The sequence below is a fragment of the Streptomyces seoulensis genome, from assembly GCF_004328625.1.
In the GTDB taxonomy this organism is placed as follows: Bacteria; Actinomycetota; Actinomycetes; order Streptomycetales; family Streptomycetaceae; genus Streptomyces; species Streptomyces seoulensis.
The window spans coordinates 170361-184766 of record NZ_CP032229.1 but is presented as its reverse complement, the minus strand read 5'-3'; the positions used below and the strand labels follow the sequence as shown (position 1 = coordinate 184766).

The window sequence follows — 14406 nt, the reverse complement described above, 5'->3', positions numbered from 1 at the left end:
GCGATCGTCGACGCGGCCGGGGAGGGGGATCTCAGGACGCGGGGACCGTCCGTTCCGGGGTGTTCCAGCCGGAGACCCGCACCCGGGGCGACGAGCCGCGCAGGTCCGCCGTGCGGTAGGTGGCGGTGAGCGTCACCGACTCGCCCGGCCAGAGGCCGACCTGATTGTCCGACCAGCGCACCGGCAGTACCGGCCGGCCCTTCGCGTCGACCAGATGGACGTCCGTCAGCACTGAGGGCGTCCGGCCGCCGCCGGTACGGCGCAGGGTCACCGTCGTGGTCGACAGCGCGCCCGAGGAGCGGGTGGCGGCGGTGGCCGACACCGGTACCCGCGCCATGGTGGAGAGGCCCTTGAGGTCGGCGGAGGCGGTCGTCGGGGTGTAGTACCAGTCGGTGTGCGCCCAGTCGAGCGTGTCGGGCCGGGTGGAGAGCCAGTACACGTTCCGGCTCACCTCCCAGCCGTCCGGGCCGGTGAGCACCAGGCGCAGCAGGTGGGTCCGGGAGGTGCCGCCGAGGTCCTTCGGCAGCGTGAACGCGGTGCCGTGGGCGCCGTCTCCGGGCACGCGCAGCCCGGTCAGGGTGCGGTCGTGGCGCGGGGTGCCGTCCGGGTCGGTGAGGGTGGCCCGCACGGTGAGGCCGGTGGCGGGGGAGTGGCGGTCGTTGACGACGACCACCGAGCGGTCGTCGTAGGAGTACTGGACGTGCAGCGGCTCGCCCGCCTTCTTGGCGCCGAAGTAGGCCCCGTTCTGGTCGAGATAGCGGTCCATGAGCTGCCAGTGCAGCGAGGTCCAGCCGCTGTTGAGCATCCAGTGCACGATCCCGGTGGCCGGCTTGTCGGCGTCGTGGGCGTTGCGCCGGTACGCCTCGAACTCGGCGCGGACGTTCTCGTACTGGGCGAGCTGCGCCTTGCGCACGTAGTCGGTGAGGCCGGCCGGGGCGCCGTAACGGGCGGTCAGGGCGTCGTTGTAGAGCTTGAGGGTGGAGAAGACCGCCGAGGGTGAGCGGTGGTACTGCTTGGCCGCCGGGGTGCGCCACAGGGTGTCCAGCTCGGCCGGGGTCATCATCCGGCGCAGGGTGTCCAGGGTGGGGATGCTGGGGCCCGCGCTGGTCTCGGAGTTGAAGCCGGTGGCCCCGCCCTCGCGCTTGGCGTACCAGTAGGCGGGCGGCACCCAGTCGTAGGGGCCGCTCATCTTCATGCCCGAACTGCCGAGCTTGGGCGAGGAGTTGTCGGAGGCGGCCGGGACGACCGGGGTGGGCCAGTCGGCGGACCTCAGCGCGTCCAGGTAGTTCTTCTCGATGGTGGCGTCCGGTGCCGCGTCGCTGCCGATCAGGAAGGAGAGGACGCTCGGGTGGGCGCGCAGCCGGGCCGCCTCGGCGGCCATGGACGCCTTCGCCACCGCGTGGTCGTCCGCGTCCCACTTCTCCCCGGAGCCGTCCTCGTTGGTCTGGCCCTCCCACTTGTCGCAGCACTCCCAGCCCGGCAGCGTGAGCACGCCGAGCCGGTCGGCCAGGTCGAAGAACTCGTCCGGCTCGATGTGCCCCTCCAGCCGGACCGTGTTCAGCCCCAGGTCGAGGACGTACCGCAGCCGGTCCTCCGCATAGCCCCGGTCCCAGCGCAGGAACTGGTCCGGCGACCAGCCGCCGCCCCGGATCAGCAGCGGGCGTCCGTTGATCCGGTACTGGCGGGCGCCGTCCTTGTCCAGGGGAGCCCGCACGTCACGGATGCCGAAGCTCTGGCGCGCGGTGTCGGATACGGCACCGGCGACGGAGGCGGTGAGCCGCAGGCCGTACAGCGGCTGGCCGCCCATTCCGGCGGGCCACCACACGCGCGGGGACCGCAGACGCAGGCCCGGGGTGTCGGCGGGGGAGAAGGCGAGGTCGCGCGAGGTGTGTGCGGCGAGGGCGACCCGGCGGGTGAGCGTGGTCCCGGCGACGCTGCCGGTGACCAGGGCGGTGACCGGTCGGCCGGTGTCGTTGCGGACGCGTGCCCTCACGGTCAGGTCGGCGGTGGCCAGCGAGGGCACGGCCAGCTTGGTCACCACATGGGCGTCGCCCAGCGAGACCGGCCCGCCGCGCCGGACCAGCACGTCGCGGACCAGGCCCATGTTCTGGTCCGGGGGCGGCTGGAGCCAGTCGAGCCAGCCCATGCTCAGGTCCCGGTTCGGATCGTTGGGCCGCACCCGGAAGGCGACCGTGTTCCGGCCGGGCCGCACCAGCGGCGTGATGTCCGGCTCGTGCCGGGTGTACGCGCCCTTGACCTGCGCGTCCGTCGCCACCCGGTGGCCGTTGACGTACACCTCGGCGGCCGGGACGACCCCGCTGAAGTCGAGCCGGGTGCGCCGGGAGGTGTCGTCCACGGTGAAGTCGGAGCGGTACCACCAGGGCACCTTGAAGTCGGCCTTCGGAATCCTGCTCAGGTTGGTCGAGCGGAACGGGTCCGGGTAGCGGCCCTCGGCCAGCAGGGCCGCGAGGACCGTGGAGCGGGGGCCCGCGTGGTGCCAGCCGCGCGCCGGGTAGCCGGGCGAGGAGACGGTGGCCGCCGGGTCGCCGACCTTCGCGGTGGACTGGAGCGCGAAGGAGGTGAGCGGGGTGGCGGAGCCCGCCGTGTCCGGGACGTGTGTCGCTCCGGCGGCCGGGAGCGGCGCGGCGGCGCGGTCCTTCGGGGCCGCCCAGGCGGTGGTGGTGAGAGTGCCGATCAGACCGAGGAGCGCGGCGGCCGTCGCGAGGCGGCGGCCGGGGGCGGGGCGAGCGGACAGGGCGGTCTCCAGCCTCGAGAGGTCAAGGAACGCTATGGCCCGGCTCAAGCTAGAAAGCGCCGCGAACCGTGTCAAAGACCTCCGGCCAGGACGCGCCGCCCGCGCGCACGAGGAGGCCGGCCCGCTCCGGCGGACCGGCCTCGCGTCCTTCGTTGTCGGTGGGAGTCTGCGTACGGTCCTCCTTCCGTCGAACCGAGCGGACTCGACCGCGTCCGGTGGGCCTGCGGTGGAGTGCCGCGTATCGCGTATCCATCCATACTGCGCCTTTTATTCCCGTATGTGTAGGGGGGTTCGGGCAGTAATTCGACCGGGATTCGCCCCCCGCTCAGACGGCCGCCTCCAGCGGTTCCCGGCGCTCGATCCCGGAGCGCAGCCGGTGCAGGCCCCGGCGGGCGTGGCTCTTGACGGTGCCGAGCGGCCAGCCCGTGCGGGCGGCGATCTGCGGCTGGGTGAGGTCCTCGTAGAAGGCGAGGTAGAGCACCCGGCGCTGGGCGGCGGGCAGCCGGCCGAGTTCGCGGCGGACCAGGAGCCGGTCGAGCACCGTCTCGGGGTCGGCGGCGGTCTCGGTGCGGGACAGGGACGCGGCTGCCGCGACCAGCTCGCCGCGCCGGGCGCGCGCCGCCAGCGCGTCGAAGATCTTGCGCCGGGTGATGCCGACGATCCAGCCGCCCAGCGGGCCCCGCTCCGGCCGGTAGCCCGCACGGCCCCGCCACACCCCCAGGAACACCTGCTGGGTCACGTCCTCCGCCTCACCGGCGTTCCCCAGCGCGCGGCGGGCGAGGGCGTACACCAGCGAGGACCAGCGCCGGTACACGGCCGCGAGACAGTCCTCGTCCCCCGCGACCAGGCCCCGCGCCAGCTCCTCGTCGCCGCACCCGTCCCCGGCCGGGGCCACGGGAGGCGCGGCGGTGGCGGGCGGGGACGGGTGGGAGGTCATGACCTGGCTCCTCGGGTGGGACGGTCAGGACATCGTGCGAGCCGGCGCCGGACGCCGACAACTCGCATCGTTTCTGCGTCGTTCCTGGCGTACTGTCGGGGTATGGACGACGAATCCGCCGGCGCCGGACTGACCACCGGCGCCCTGGCCCGCAGGCTCGGGGTGTCGCCCACCACCCTGCGCTCCTGGGACCGCCGCTACGGCCTGGGCCCCGCCGCCCGCGCCGACGGCAGACACCGCCGCTGGACCCCGGACGACGTTGCTGTGCTGGAGGCGATGTGCCGGCTGACCTCCTCCGGCGTGCCGCCCGCCGAGGCCGCCCGCACCGCGCGCGACGCCACCCGCCCCCCTGCCGGACGCACCCCGGCCCCCGCGTCCCGCTCCCGCGCGCCCGGCGCCCTGCCGCTGGGCGACGTGCGCCAGGAGTGCCGCGGGCTGGCCCGTGCTGCCGTCCGCCTGGACGCCCCGGCCGTGGAGGAGCAACTCGACGGCGTGGTCACCGAGTACGGCATCACCGTCGCCTGGCAGGACGTGATGGCGCCCGCCCTGCACGCCGTGGGCCGCAAGTGGGTCTCCTCCGGGGACCGTTACATCGAGGTGGAGCACCTGCTGTCCTGGCACGTCTCCACCACCCTGCGCCGCCACACCCCCCGCCTCGGCCCGGCCGGCACCCCCGTCACCGGACCCGTGCTGCTCGCCTGCGCCCCCGGCGAACAGCACACCCTCCCGCTGGAGGCGCTGAACGCCGCACTGGTCCAACACGGCGTCCCCACCAGGATGTTCGGCAGCGCCGTCCCCGCCGAGGCGCTCGCCGCCGCCGTACGGCGCCTCGGCCCGGCCGCCGTCGTGCTGTGGTCCCAGTCCCGCGCCACCGCGAGCCTGCCCCTCGCGAGGCAGATCGCGGACGTCGAGTGGGGCGTACGCGGTGCCCGGAGCCAGACCCTGATGATGCTCGGCGGCCCCGGCTGGGCGGGCCGCTCCTGCCACGGCATGCTCCGTCCGACCGGGCTCGCCGACGCCCTCGACACCCTGACCGCCGCCTACGGCACCGGGCCCGGCCGGGACCTCACTCCAGCCCGCGCGCGTGCCGGAACCGGTCCAGCCCGTCCTTGAGGTCGACGATCGGGTCCGGGTAGTCCCCGAGCTTGGCCCGCTCCGACCCGCTCAGCTTCCACGGCTCGTGCACCGCCTTGCCCTCGACGTCCGCCAACTCCTCGACCCAGCGCCGGACATAGGCGCCGTCCGGGTCGTACCGCCTGCCCTGGGCCGTCGGGTTCAGCACCCGGTTGGGGCGGGTGTCGGTGCCGGTTCCGGCCGTCCACTGCCAGTTGAGCTGGTTGTTGGCCACGTCCCCGTCGACCAGCAGGTCCAGGAAGTGCCGGGCGCCCACCCGCCAGTCCACGTACAGCGTCTTGGTCAGGAAGCTCGCGGTGAGCAGCCGGCCCCGGTTGTGCATCCAGCCCTCGTGCCGCAGTTGCCGCATCGCCGCGTCCACGATCGGATAGCCGGTACGCCCCTGACGCCACGCCTCGATGTCCGCCTCGGCCTTCTTGCCCGTGCGCCAACGGTCGCGCCGGGTGCGGTAGTCGGCGTGCGACGCCTCCGGACGCACCGCGAGCAACTGCCGGTTGAAGTCCCGCCAGGCGACCTGCCGTACGAACGCGTCCGCGCCCGCACCGCCCGCCAGCCGGGAGCGGTGCACCAGTTCCACCGGGGAGACGGTGCCGAAATGCAGATGCGGGGAGAGCCGGGAGGTACCGTCACCGGCCAGGTCGTCGTGCTGGTCCTCGTACGCCTCGATCCCCGAGCGCAGCCAGTCGGCCACCATCCGGCGCCCCTCGGCCTCGCCGCCCTCCGCGAGCCCCGGCGAGGTGCCCGACACCGCGTCGCGGGACGGGAGTTCCTCGGACTTGACGTCGTCCGGCACGTTCACCTTCCGGGGCGCCCCGATCGGGTCGCGCTGCGAATGACCCGACCAGTGGCGGAAGTACGGGGTGAACACGGCGAAGTGGTCCGACGCCGTCGGCGTCACCGCGCCCGGCTCCACGGCGGCCGTCACCGTGTCGTGGACGTGCAGCCTGCGGCCGTCCGCCTCCAGCGCCTCGCGCAGGGCGTGCTCGCGGCGGTGCGCGTAGCCGCTGGCGTCGGCGGCCAGATGCACCTCGTCGGCGTCCGCCTCCGCGACCACCTTCAGCACCTCCGCCACCACGTCCCCGGAGCGCAGCACGAGCCGGCCGCCGCGCTCGCGCAGCCCGGCGTCCAGGTCCCGCAGGCAGTCGGCGAGGAACGCCAGCCGGTTGGGCGCGGTGAATCCCGCGCCGTCGATGCCGTCGTCGCGCACGAACAGCGGCACCACCCGCCGGGCTCCGTCCAGGGCCGCGCGCAGCGGCGGATGGTCGTGCAGACGCAGGTCGGCGGTGAAGAGGACGACCGAGGTGTTCATCGAGCGGCTCCGGAGCAGGGGATGCTAACGGTGGACTCTTCCGGGCGAGCGCCCCGGACGGACGCGGACGTCAACGCCGCGCCCGCTTCTTCAGCCTCCGGTGCTGGAGCCCCAGGTTCTTGACGCCCCGCTTCCGGAGCCCCCGGTTCTTCATCGTCGGGACCGGACCATGGACCGCGGCCCGCGCGATGTTGCGGGCCATCCCGCCGAACACGATCGCGTGGAACGGCGACACCGACCACCAGTACGCCTGGCCGGCCAGCCCGCGCGGATGGAACACGGCGCGCTGCCGGTACCGGCTCCGGCCCTCGCCGTACGGCTCCGCGTACATCTCCAGCCAGGCCAGGCCCGGCAGCCGCATCTCGGCGCGCAGCCGCAGCAGATGGCCCGGCTCGATCTCCTCCACCCGCCAGAAGTCCAGCGAGTCGCCCACCCGCAGCCGCTCCGCGTCCCGGCGGCCCCGGCGCAGGCCCACCCCGCCCATCGCCCGGTCCATCCAGCCGCGCAGGCTCCAGGCGAGCGGGAAGGAGTACCAGCCGTTGTCCCCGCCGACCCCCTCGATCACCCGCCACAGCCGGTCCAGCGGCGCGTCCACCACCATCTCGCGCTCGTCGGTGTACAGGCTGCCGCCCGCCCAGTCCGGGTCGGTCGGCAGCGGGTCGCTCGGCGCGCCCGGCACCGACGCCGAGGACCAGCGGGTGACCACCTTCGCCTCCCGCACCCGGCGCAGCGCCAGCCGCACCGCCTCGTCGAAGCCGAAGGGATGCCCCGGCGGGTCGGGCAGATAGCGCCTGATGTCGTGCTCGCGGCACACCACCTCGTACCGCAGCGACTCGGTGAGCGGACGGGCGATGGAGGCGGGCACCGGGGTCACCACACCCACCCAGTGGCTGGACAGACCCGGTGTGAGCATCGGCACCGACACGATCAGCCGGCGCGGAAGATGGGCGAGCTGGGCGTACCTGAGCATCATCTGCCGGTACGTCAGTATGTCCGGGCCGCCGATGTCGAAGCCCCGGTTCACGTCGTCCGGCAGCGTCGCCGAGCCCACCAGCAGCCGCAGCACGTCCCTGACGCCGATCGGCTGGATACGGGTGTGCACCCAGCTCGGCGTCACCATCACCGGCAGCCGCTCGGTGAGGTAGCGCAGCATCTCGAAGGAGGCCGAGCCGGAGCCGATGATCATCGCCGCGCGCAGGACGGCCGTCGGCACCCCGGACGCCATCAGGAGGTGCCCGACCTCCGCCCGGGAGCGCAGATGCGGGGACAGCTCACTCTCCGGCACCCCGGCCGGGGTCAGCCCGCCGAGGTACACGATCCGGCGCACCCCGGCGGCCTTCGCCTGCTCGCCGAAGTACCGGGCCGCGCGCCGGTCGGTCTCCTCGAAGCCGTCCCCGCTGTTCAGCGCGTGCACCAGGTAGTACGCCACGTCGACGTCCCGCATCGCCTCGGCCAGCGAGTCGGGGTCCGTCACATCGCCGCGCACCACCTCCACGTCACCGGCCCACGGAAGGTCGCGCAGCTTGTTCGGCGTACGGGCCAGACAGCGCACCTGGTGTCCGGCGGCGAGCAGCTCCGGCACGAGCCTGCCCCCGATGTAGCCGGTCGCCCCGGTCACCAGGCAGCGCAGGCCGCCCTCGGGCTCGTCGTCGTTCATCGTCTCGGGCTCCTCGGCGTCGGTGTCCGCCCGCGGTCCGCCACGGGCTCCCCGTGATCCCTTCCCGCTCTGCGCCACAAGTGGATGCGGTTGCGGCGGACGGCGTACACCGGCATGTCGGCGCGATAGCCGGGCAGCCGACGAGGTACAGGTCTTGTGACCCGCCCGAACCTTCCGCCGGAGGTGGCCGCCATGAATTCGACCGTGCTGGAGCGTTTCCCCGCAGGTTCACCGCGCGGCTCCTGGCCCGCCGAGGAGTACGCCGCCGCCCGCCGCGCCGAGGGCGAACCCGCGACGGTGGTCATGGACCTCCAGTCGGACGCCTTCCTGGTCGTGGTCGAGGGCCGCGCGGACGACTAGGACTCCGCGTCACCGGGTGAGCGCCTCCAGATGCGCCTGCCGGGTCTCCGTCGTCTGACCCTGGATCAGCAGGAACATGCCCTCGCGGGCGAGGCGCTGGGCCTTGGACGTGAGGGACATCGAGCGGCCGCCTCCCGCCACGACCGCCGCGGTGGTGGCGGTGTTCAGCGCCGCGTACGCCTCCGCCCGCACCGCCAGGCGTTCCGCCACCCGCTCCAGCGGGGAGGGGTGGTCCGCGAGGGCGTAGGCGCGGGTGCGGAGGTCCGCCAGGTGGGTCCGTAGCGGGGCCGTTGTGCTCTCGTCCAGCAGGGACAGGGCCGCCGAGGCGATGCCGAAGACCGCCGGGTTGGTGTTGAGGGTCTTCGCCCGGTCGGTGGGGGCCCAGTCGGCGTACGGGAGGCGCAGGGCCACCGCGTCGCCGGGGACGCGCAGGCCGTCCAGTTCCAGGGAGACCGTGTGCGCGGCGGTCAGGGCGGCCAGGCGCAGGGGTGCCGAGGGACGCAGGCCCGGCTGGTCGCGGGCGTCGACGAAGGCGAACACCGCTTCGCCGTCGTCGGTCAGGCCGGCCAGCAGGAGTACGTCGTTCAGGCCCCAGCCGGTGCACCAGGGGACGCTCCCGTCGAAGCGCCAGCCCGTGCCGTCACGGCGGGCCCGCACGGGTGCCCTGGGGTGGGCCCGCAGTTGGGCGTAGGCCACGCCGGACAGCAGCTCGCCCCGGGCCAGTGGGCCCAACAGGCTCTCGCGGGCGGCCGGTTCACCCCGCGCGAGTACCTGGACGGGAGTGTGGTGCTGGGACTGGACGAACCACGTCGAGCAGCAGGCGCCGGCCAGGATCTCCGAGACCTCCCGCACCACGGCGGACGGCGCCGCCGAACCGCCGTACTCGGTCGGCGCGGTCAGACCCAGCAGCCCGGACCGCTTCACGGCCTCGATGTGGCTCGCGGGCACACCCTCCTGGTCCACCCGCTCCGCCCCGGGCTCCAACAGCTCCGAGGCGAGCAGACGGGCGCGGGCGACGAGCGGGTGATCGGTGATCGTCATGCGTCCTTTCCTACCCCGGCCGCCCCGCCCGGCACCTGTGGCACACTCCGTCGATGGTCCCCGAAACGATCACCGCGGCAGCCTCCGGCACCCTCACCCTCGGCGACCTCACCGTCCGCCGTATCGGCCTCGGCGCGATGCGGCTGACCGGCAACGCCGCCTTCCACCTGGGCACCCCCGGCGACCGGGCCAGATCGCTGGCCGTCCTGCGCCGGGCCGTGGAACTCGGGGTGAACCACATCGACACCGCCGCCTTCTACTTCTCCTCCCTCCGCTCCGCCAACGAACTGATCGACACCGCCCTCGCCCCCTACGCCGACGACCTGGTCATCGCCACCAAGGTCGGTCCCTTCCGCGAGCAGGACGGCTCCTGGGGCACCGCCGCCCGCCCCGACCAGCTGCGCGGCCATGTCGAGGAGAACCTCCGCCAGCTCGGCCGCGACCACCTCGACCTCGTCTACCTGCGCCGGATGCGCCAGGACTCCATCGCCGAACACTTCGGCGCCCTCGCGGAGTTGCGGGAGGCGGGCCTCATCCGGCACCTCGGCGTCTCGGCGGTCGAACCCCGGCACCTGGACGAGGCGTCGGCCATCGCGCCGGTGGTCGCCGTGCAGAACCGGTACGGGCTCGACACCCCCGGCCCGCAGCGGCAGGAGCTGCTCAGGCTGTGCGGGGAGCGCGGCATCGCCTTCGTGCCGTACTTCTCCGTCGCCGGGGAGACCGGGGAACGGGGCACCCACGAGCGGGTCGCGGCCGACGCGGACGCGGTGGTCGCGGAGATCGCCGAGGCGCACGGCGCCGGCCCCACCCAGGTCCGGATCGCCTGGACCCTCCACCAGGGCCCGCACGTCCTCGCCATCCCCGGCACCGGCGACCCCGCCCATCTGACGGAGAACATCGCGGCGGGCGCCCTGAGGCTCAGCGACGGCGAACTGGGCCGCCTGAACGCCATCCACCAGTAGCGGAGCACCCCGGCGGGCCCCTCTCCGGAGGAGACTGGCGCCCCGGTAGTTTTACGTATAACCTCTCCCGCTAACCACCCCCACCGGAAGGCTCCGATGCGCCGCGTTGCCCTGGTCACCCTCGTCGTGGACGACTACGACGACGCCATCCGCTTCTACACCGAGGCCCTCGGGTTCCGGCTGGCCGAGGACGAGCCCCGCCCGGACGGCTCGCGCTGGGTCGTGGTGGAGCCCGGCACCGAACAGGGCGCCGGAACCGGCCTGCTGCTCGCCCGCGCCAAGGACGACGGCCAGCGCGCCCGCGTCGGCGACCAGACCGGCGGCCGTGTCGGCTTCTTCCTGCACACCGACGACTTCGCCCGCGACCACGCCCGCATGACCGCCCACGGGGTGACCTTCCTGGAGGACCCCCGCCACGAGCCGTACGGCACGGTCGCCGTCTTCCAGGACCTCTACGGCAACCGCTGGGACCTGCTCCAGCCCGCCGCCTGAACCCCGTCCGCGATCCCATCCGCACGACCCGCCGAGGAAGCACGCCATGACCGCGCCCCGCATCGACACCGAGACCCTCCGCCGGCTTCCCAAGGCCGTCCTGCACGACCACCTCGACGGCGGCCTGCGCCCCGCCACCGTCATCGAACTCGCGGCCGCGGTCGGCCACGCGCTGCCCACCACCGACCCCGACGAGCTGGCCGCCTGGTACGTCGAGGCCGCGGGCTCCGGTGACCTGGTCCGCTACATAGGCACCTTCGAGCACACCCTCGCCGTGATGCAGACCCGCGAGGGCCTGCTGCGCGTGGCCGAGGAGTACGTGCTCGACCTCGCCGCCGACGGCGTCGTCTACGCCGAGGTGCGCTACGCCCCCGAGCTGAACACCCGCGCCGGGCTGACCCTGGCCGAGGTCGTGGAGACCGTGCAGGAGGGCCTCGCGGCCGGCATGGCCAAGGCGGCCGCCGCGGGTACGCCGGTACGCGTCGGCACCCTGCTGTGCGGCATGCGGATGTTCGACCGGGTCGGCGAGGCCGCCGAGCTGGCCGTCACCTACCGCGACGCCGGGGTCGTCGGCTTCGACATCGCGGGCGCCGAGGACGGCTTCCCGCCCGCCGACCACCTGGCCGCCTTCGAGCACCTGCGCGCCGAGAGCGTGCCCTTCACCATCCACGCGGGCGAGGCGTACGGCCTGCCCAGCATCCACCAGGCGGTCCAGGTGTGCGGCGCCCAGCGCCTCGGGCACGGCGTCCGCATCACCGAGGACATCGTCGACGGCAAGCTCGGCCGGCTGGCCGGCTGGGTCCGTGACCGCCGGATCGCGCTGGAGATGTGCCCCACCTCCAACCTCCAGACCGGCTGCGCCACCTCCATCGCCGAGCACCCCATCACCGCGCTGAAGGACCTCGGCTTCCGGGTCACCCTCAACACCGACAACCGCCTGGTCTCCGGCACCACCATGACCCGGGAGATGGCGCTGCTGGTCGAGGAGGCGGGCTGGACGGCCGAGGACCTGCGCACGGTCACCGTGAACGCGGTCAAGAGCGCCTTCATCCCGTTCGACGAGCGCAAGGCGCTCATCGAGGACGTCATCCTGCCGGGTTACGCCTCGGCGCTCTGAAGCAGGCCCTTGACGTAGGCGGCCTGTCCGACGTGCTGGAGATCGTCGGACAGGACGCTCACCAGGCGCACGCCCAGCGTCACCGGGGGCTCCCAGCGCTCGTCCACCACCCGCTCCAGATCCTTGGCGGCCAGCGCCCGCAGCACGCCGAGGGTCTGGTCGTGCACCGCGTCGTAGTACCCGGCCAGCAGCACCGTCGAGGGGACCCGCACCTTGGCGGCCTGCTCGGGGGTGTGGCCGTAGCCGGTGTCGTGGTGCGGCAGCTCCAGGTCGAAGCGGTCCGCCCAGTCCCGGGCCAGCCACACCTGCTCCAGCCCGAAGGCGTCGGCGATGTGGTCGTCCTGCACCCGGCTCAGATGCCACAGCAGCCAGGCGATGGAGTTCGCGCCGGGCGCGGGGGAGTGGTCCAGGTCGTCGGTGCCGAGTCCGGCGAGCACGGTGTGGACTTCGTCCCGGATACGGTCGTAGCCCTCGATGAGGATCTCCTTCGCGTACATGTTCCCACCCTCGCGCATCCCCGCCCCCGGCGCGAGAGCGTGACGTCACTCCGCTTCGCCGGGTTCCGTCTCCGGGGTGCCCAGCAGGGTGATCAGGGCGCGGGCGGCCGGGCTGGTGGCGCGCTCCGGGGGCAGCAGGGCCACCGTCTCGTACGCGGCCTCGTCGACGCCCTTGAGCGGGAGCGCGGTGAGCGAGGTCCGCTTGTGCCGGAAGTGCCGGGGGACGACCGCGATGCCGAGGTTCTCGTCCACCAGGTCCAGCAGGCTGTGCACGTCGTTGACCTCCAGGGCGACCGTACGGCGCACCCCGGCGGCCGCGAAGGCCGCGTCCGTGGCCCGGCGCGGCCCCCAGTCCGGGTGGAAGTCCACGAACACCTCACCGGCCAGCGCGGCGGGGTCCGGCACCGCGCCGAGTGCGGCGAGCCGGTGCTCCGGATGGCACAGCACGGTCATCGGCTCGCTGGTCAGCGGCACCGAGCGCAACTGGTCGCCGTCGGCCGGGACGCGGTAGGCGAAGGCGAGGTCCAGCCGGCCCGCCGACACCCCCTCCGCCAGCGCGCCCGAACCGCTCTGCCGCAGCCGGATCTCCACGTCCGGGTGCTCCCGGCGGAAGGCGGCCAGCAGCCCCGCCACATGCACCCCGGCGATGCACTGCTCGGCGCCCAGCGCCAGCGTGCCGCGCAGCACTCCCTGCACCGCCGCCACCGCCTCGTGCGCGGAGCGCACCTGGGCGAGGATGCGCTCGGCCTCCACCAGCAGTGCCCGCCCGGCCTCGGTCAGCGTCACCCGGCGGGTGGTGCGCACGAACAGCGGCGCCCGCAGCTCCCGCTCCAGGGCGCGGATCGACGCCGAGAGCCCCGACTGGGAGACCATCAGCCGCTCGGCAGCCCGGGTGAAGTGCTGGTCCTCGGCGACCGCGACGAAGTGCTGGAGATGACGCAGTTCCATGATTGAGAAGCCTAGCCGCTGAAATCCATCGGATTCTTCTGTTGGACCGCTGACCGGCCTCCGGTGAAGAGTGGAGGAGGCTGCCGGACACCTACGCGTCCGGCGCCGGGAAGACCGTGTGCCAACCCCTTATGGAGTCGCGTTGTACACCGCCCACCCCGACCGCTACACCGGCCTGCCCTACCGGCGCTCCGGACGCAGCGGACTGAAGCTCCCCGCACTGTCGCTCGGCCTGTGGCACAACTTCGGGCCCGACCGGCCGGTGGAGACCCAGCGCGCGATCCTGCGCCGCGCCTTCGACCTCGGGATCACCCACTTCGACCTGGCCAACAACTACGGGCCGCCGCCCGGCGCCGCCGAGTCCGCGCTCGGCGAGGCGCTGAAGGCCGACTTCACGCCGTACCGCGACGAACTCGTCATCTCCACCAAGGCCGGCTATCTGATGTGGCCCGGCCCGTACGGGGAATGGGGGTCGCGCAAGTCCGTGCTGTCCTCGCTCGACCAGAGCCTGACCCGGCTGGGCCTGGACCACGTCGACATCTTCTACTCGCACCGCTTCGACCCCGAGACCCCGCTCGAGGAGACCATGGGCGCGCTGCACTCGGCGGTCCAGCAGGGCAAGGCGCTCTACGTCGGCGTCTCCAACTACTCGGCGGAGCAGACCCGGGACGCGGCACGCATCCTGGGCGAGCTGGGCACCCCGCTCCTCATCCACCAGCCGCGCTACTCCCTGCTCGACCGGCGCCCGGAGGAGCAGGGGCTGCTGGACACCCTGGACGAGCTGGGGGTCGGCTCGATCGCCTACTCCCCGCTGGAGCAGGGGCTGCTGACGGGCCGTTACCTGGACGGCATCCCGGAGGACTCCCGTGCGGCGGGCGACAGCCCGTTCCTGAAGTCCGACGCCGTCACCGAGGACCTCGTGGGCCGGCTCCGCGCGCTGAACGGGATCGCCGCCTCGCGCGGCCAGACCCTGGCCCAGATGGCCCTCGCCTGGGTGCTGCGGGGCGGACGGGTTACTTCCGCTCTTGTCGGGGCGAGCAGCGCCCGGCAACTGGAAGACAGTGTGGGCGCCATCCGGAATCTGGAATTCGACGCGGACACCGTGGCCCGTATCGACGCCGCCGTGCAGACTTGAACTCGCCGGAACGCTAGCGGCGGGAGGCGGAGGTTTTTTCCGCCTTCACAATTTCTTCGCGT

The 14406-nt window shown here is 73.5% G+C and carries 13 protein-coding genes; 6 read left to right on the top strand and 7 right to left on the bottom strand.

What is annotated here, in order from left to right:
• Positions 1-31: 31 nt before the first annotated feature.
• Together D0Z67_RS00800 and D0Z67_RS00795 are read right to left on the bottom strand one after the other, a co-directional pair.
• On the bottom strand, positions 32-2755 hold the full coding sequence (locus D0Z67_RS00800; protein ID WP_031180623.1) for a glycoside hydrolase family 2 protein: 2724 nt from the start codon (positions 2753-2755) through the stop codon (positions 32-34).
• Between the two features lie 325 nt (positions 2756-3080).
• Complete coding sequence (locus D0Z67_RS00795; protein ID WP_031180624.1) at positions 3081-3692, bottom strand: sigma-70 family RNA polymerase sigma factor; 612 nt, start codon at positions 3690-3692, stop codon at positions 3081-3083.
• A gap of 102 nt (positions 3693-3794) precedes the next feature.
• Between D0Z67_RS00795 and D0Z67_RS00790 the strand changes: the two genes are divergently transcribed.
• Positions 3795-4805 (top strand): MerR family transcriptional regulator, encoded by a 1011-nt coding sequence (locus D0Z67_RS00790; RefSeq protein ID WP_051887578.1) that lies wholly within the window; start codon positions 3795-3797, stop codon positions 4803-4805.
• On the opposite strand, the gene D0Z67_RS00785 is transcribed toward D0Z67_RS00790, so the two are convergent.
• Together D0Z67_RS00785 and D0Z67_RS00780 are read right to left on the bottom strand one after the other, a co-directional pair.
• A complete protein-coding gene (locus tag D0Z67_RS00785; protein WP_031180626.1) occupies positions 4759-6135 on the bottom strand; it encodes a cryptochrome/photolyase family protein in 1377 nt (458 codons plus the stop codon). The two genes, D0Z67_RS00790 and D0Z67_RS00785, sit on opposite strands and share 47 nt — an antisense overlap.
• Positions 6136-6205: 70 nt before the next feature.
• Positions 6206-7792, bottom strand: coding sequence for an SDR family oxidoreductase (locus D0Z67_RS00780; RefSeq protein WP_051887580.1), 1587 nt, complete (start codon positions 7790-7792; stop codon positions 6206-6208).
• A gap of 192 nt (positions 7793-7984) precedes the next feature.
• On the opposite strand from D0Z67_RS00780, the gene D0Z67_RS29585 reads away from it, so the two are divergent.
• Entirely contained in the window at positions 7985-8152 is a 168-nt protein-coding gene (locus D0Z67_RS29585) for a hypothetical protein (RefSeq protein ID WP_165507337.1), read from the top strand.
• A 9-nt stretch (positions 8153-8161) separates the two neighbouring features.
• Here the strand turns inward: D0Z67_RS29585 and D0Z67_RS00775 are convergent, their stop codons facing one another.
• Positions 8162-9193 (bottom strand): acyl-CoA dehydrogenase family protein, encoded by a 1032-nt coding sequence (locus D0Z67_RS00775; RefSeq protein WP_031180628.1) that lies wholly within the window; start codon positions 9191-9193, stop codon positions 8162-8164.
• A 53-nt stretch (positions 9194-9246) separates the two neighbouring features.
• Here D0Z67_RS00775 and D0Z67_RS00770 point away from each other — a divergent pair, with 53 nt between their 5' ends.
• The 3 genes from D0Z67_RS00770 (at position 9247) to D0Z67_RS00760 (ending at position 11764) form a co-directional block, all read left to right on the top strand.
• Complete coding sequence (locus D0Z67_RS00770; protein ID WP_031180629.1) at positions 9247-10155, top strand: aldo/keto reductase; 909 nt, start codon at positions 9247-9249, stop codon at positions 10153-10155.
• A 96-nt stretch (positions 10156-10251) separates the two neighbouring features.
• Positions 10252-10647, top strand: a complete 396-nt coding sequence (locus tag D0Z67_RS00765; protein ID WP_031180630.1) for a VOC family protein — start codon at positions 10252-10254, stop codon at positions 10645-10647.
• 46 nt (positions 10648-10693) lie between these two features.
• Positions 10694-11764: an adenosine deaminase gene (locus tag D0Z67_RS00760; RefSeq protein ID WP_031180631.1), complete on the top strand. Its 1071-nt coding sequence runs from the start codon at positions 10694-10696 to the stop codon at positions 11762-11764.
• On the opposite strand, the gene D0Z67_RS00755 is transcribed toward D0Z67_RS00760, so the two are convergent.
• Together D0Z67_RS00755 and D0Z67_RS00750 are read right to left on the bottom strand one after the other, a co-directional pair.
• Positions 11746-12261, bottom strand: coding sequence for a mycothiol transferase (locus tag D0Z67_RS00755; RefSeq protein WP_031180632.1), 516 nt, complete (start codon positions 12259-12261; stop codon positions 11746-11748). The genes D0Z67_RS00760 and D0Z67_RS00755 overlap by 19 nt on opposite strands.
• A gap of 45 nt (positions 12262-12306) precedes the next feature.
• Positions 12307-13209 (bottom strand): LysR family transcriptional regulator, encoded by a 903-nt coding sequence (locus D0Z67_RS00750; protein ID WP_031180633.1) that lies wholly within the window; start codon positions 13207-13209, stop codon positions 12307-12309.
• A gap of 142 nt (positions 13210-13351) precedes the next feature.
• On the opposite strand from D0Z67_RS00750, the gene mgrA reads away from it, so the two are divergent.
• Positions 13352-14344: an L-glyceraldehyde 3-phosphate reductase gene (gene mgrA, locus D0Z67_RS00745; protein WP_031180634.1), complete on the top strand. Its 993-nt coding sequence runs from the start codon at positions 13352-13354 to the stop codon at positions 14342-14344.
• Positions 14345-14406 lie beyond the last annotated feature (62 nt).

Coding starts and splice junctions, on each gene's coding strand:
- D0Z67_RS00795 (WP_031180624.1), bottom strand. CDS start 3,692: ATGACCTCCCACCCGTCCCCGCCCGCCACCGCCGCGCCTCCCGTGGCC.
- D0Z67_RS00790 (WP_051887578.1), top strand. CDS start 3,795: ATGGACGACGAATCCGCCGGCGCCGGACTGACCACCGGCGCCCTGGCC.
- D0Z67_RS00785 (WP_031180626.1), bottom strand. CDS start 6,135: ATGAACACCTCGGTCGTCCTCTTCACCGCCGACCTGCGTCTGCACGAC.
- D0Z67_RS00780 (WP_051887580.1), bottom strand. CDS start 7,792: ATGAACGACGACGAGCCCGAGGGCGGCCTGCGCTGCCTGGTGACCGGG.
- D0Z67_RS29585 (WP_165507337.1), top strand. CDS start 7,985: ATGAATTCGACCGTGCTGGAGCGTTTCCCCGCAGGTTCACCGCGCGGC.
- D0Z67_RS00775 (WP_031180628.1), bottom strand. CDS start 9,193: ATGACGATCACCGATCACCCGCTCGTCGCCCGCGCCCGTCTGCTCGCC.
- D0Z67_RS00770 (WP_031180629.1), top strand. CDS start 9,247: ATGGTCCCCGAAACGATCACCGCGGCAGCCTCCGGCACCCTCACCCTC.
- D0Z67_RS00765 (WP_031180630.1), top strand. CDS start 10,252: ATGCGCCGCGTTGCCCTGGTCACCCTCGTCGTGGACGACTACGACGAC.
- D0Z67_RS00760 (WP_031180631.1), top strand. CDS start 10,694: ATGACCGCGCCCCGCATCGACACCGAGACCCTCCGCCGGCTTCCCAAG.
- D0Z67_RS00755 (WP_031180632.1), bottom strand. CDS start 12,261: ATGTACGCGAAGGAGATCCTCATCGAGGGCTACGACCGTATCCGGGAC.
- D0Z67_RS00750 (WP_031180633.1), bottom strand. CDS start 13,209: ATGGAACTGCGTCATCTCCAGCACTTCGTCGCGGTCGCCGAGGACCAG.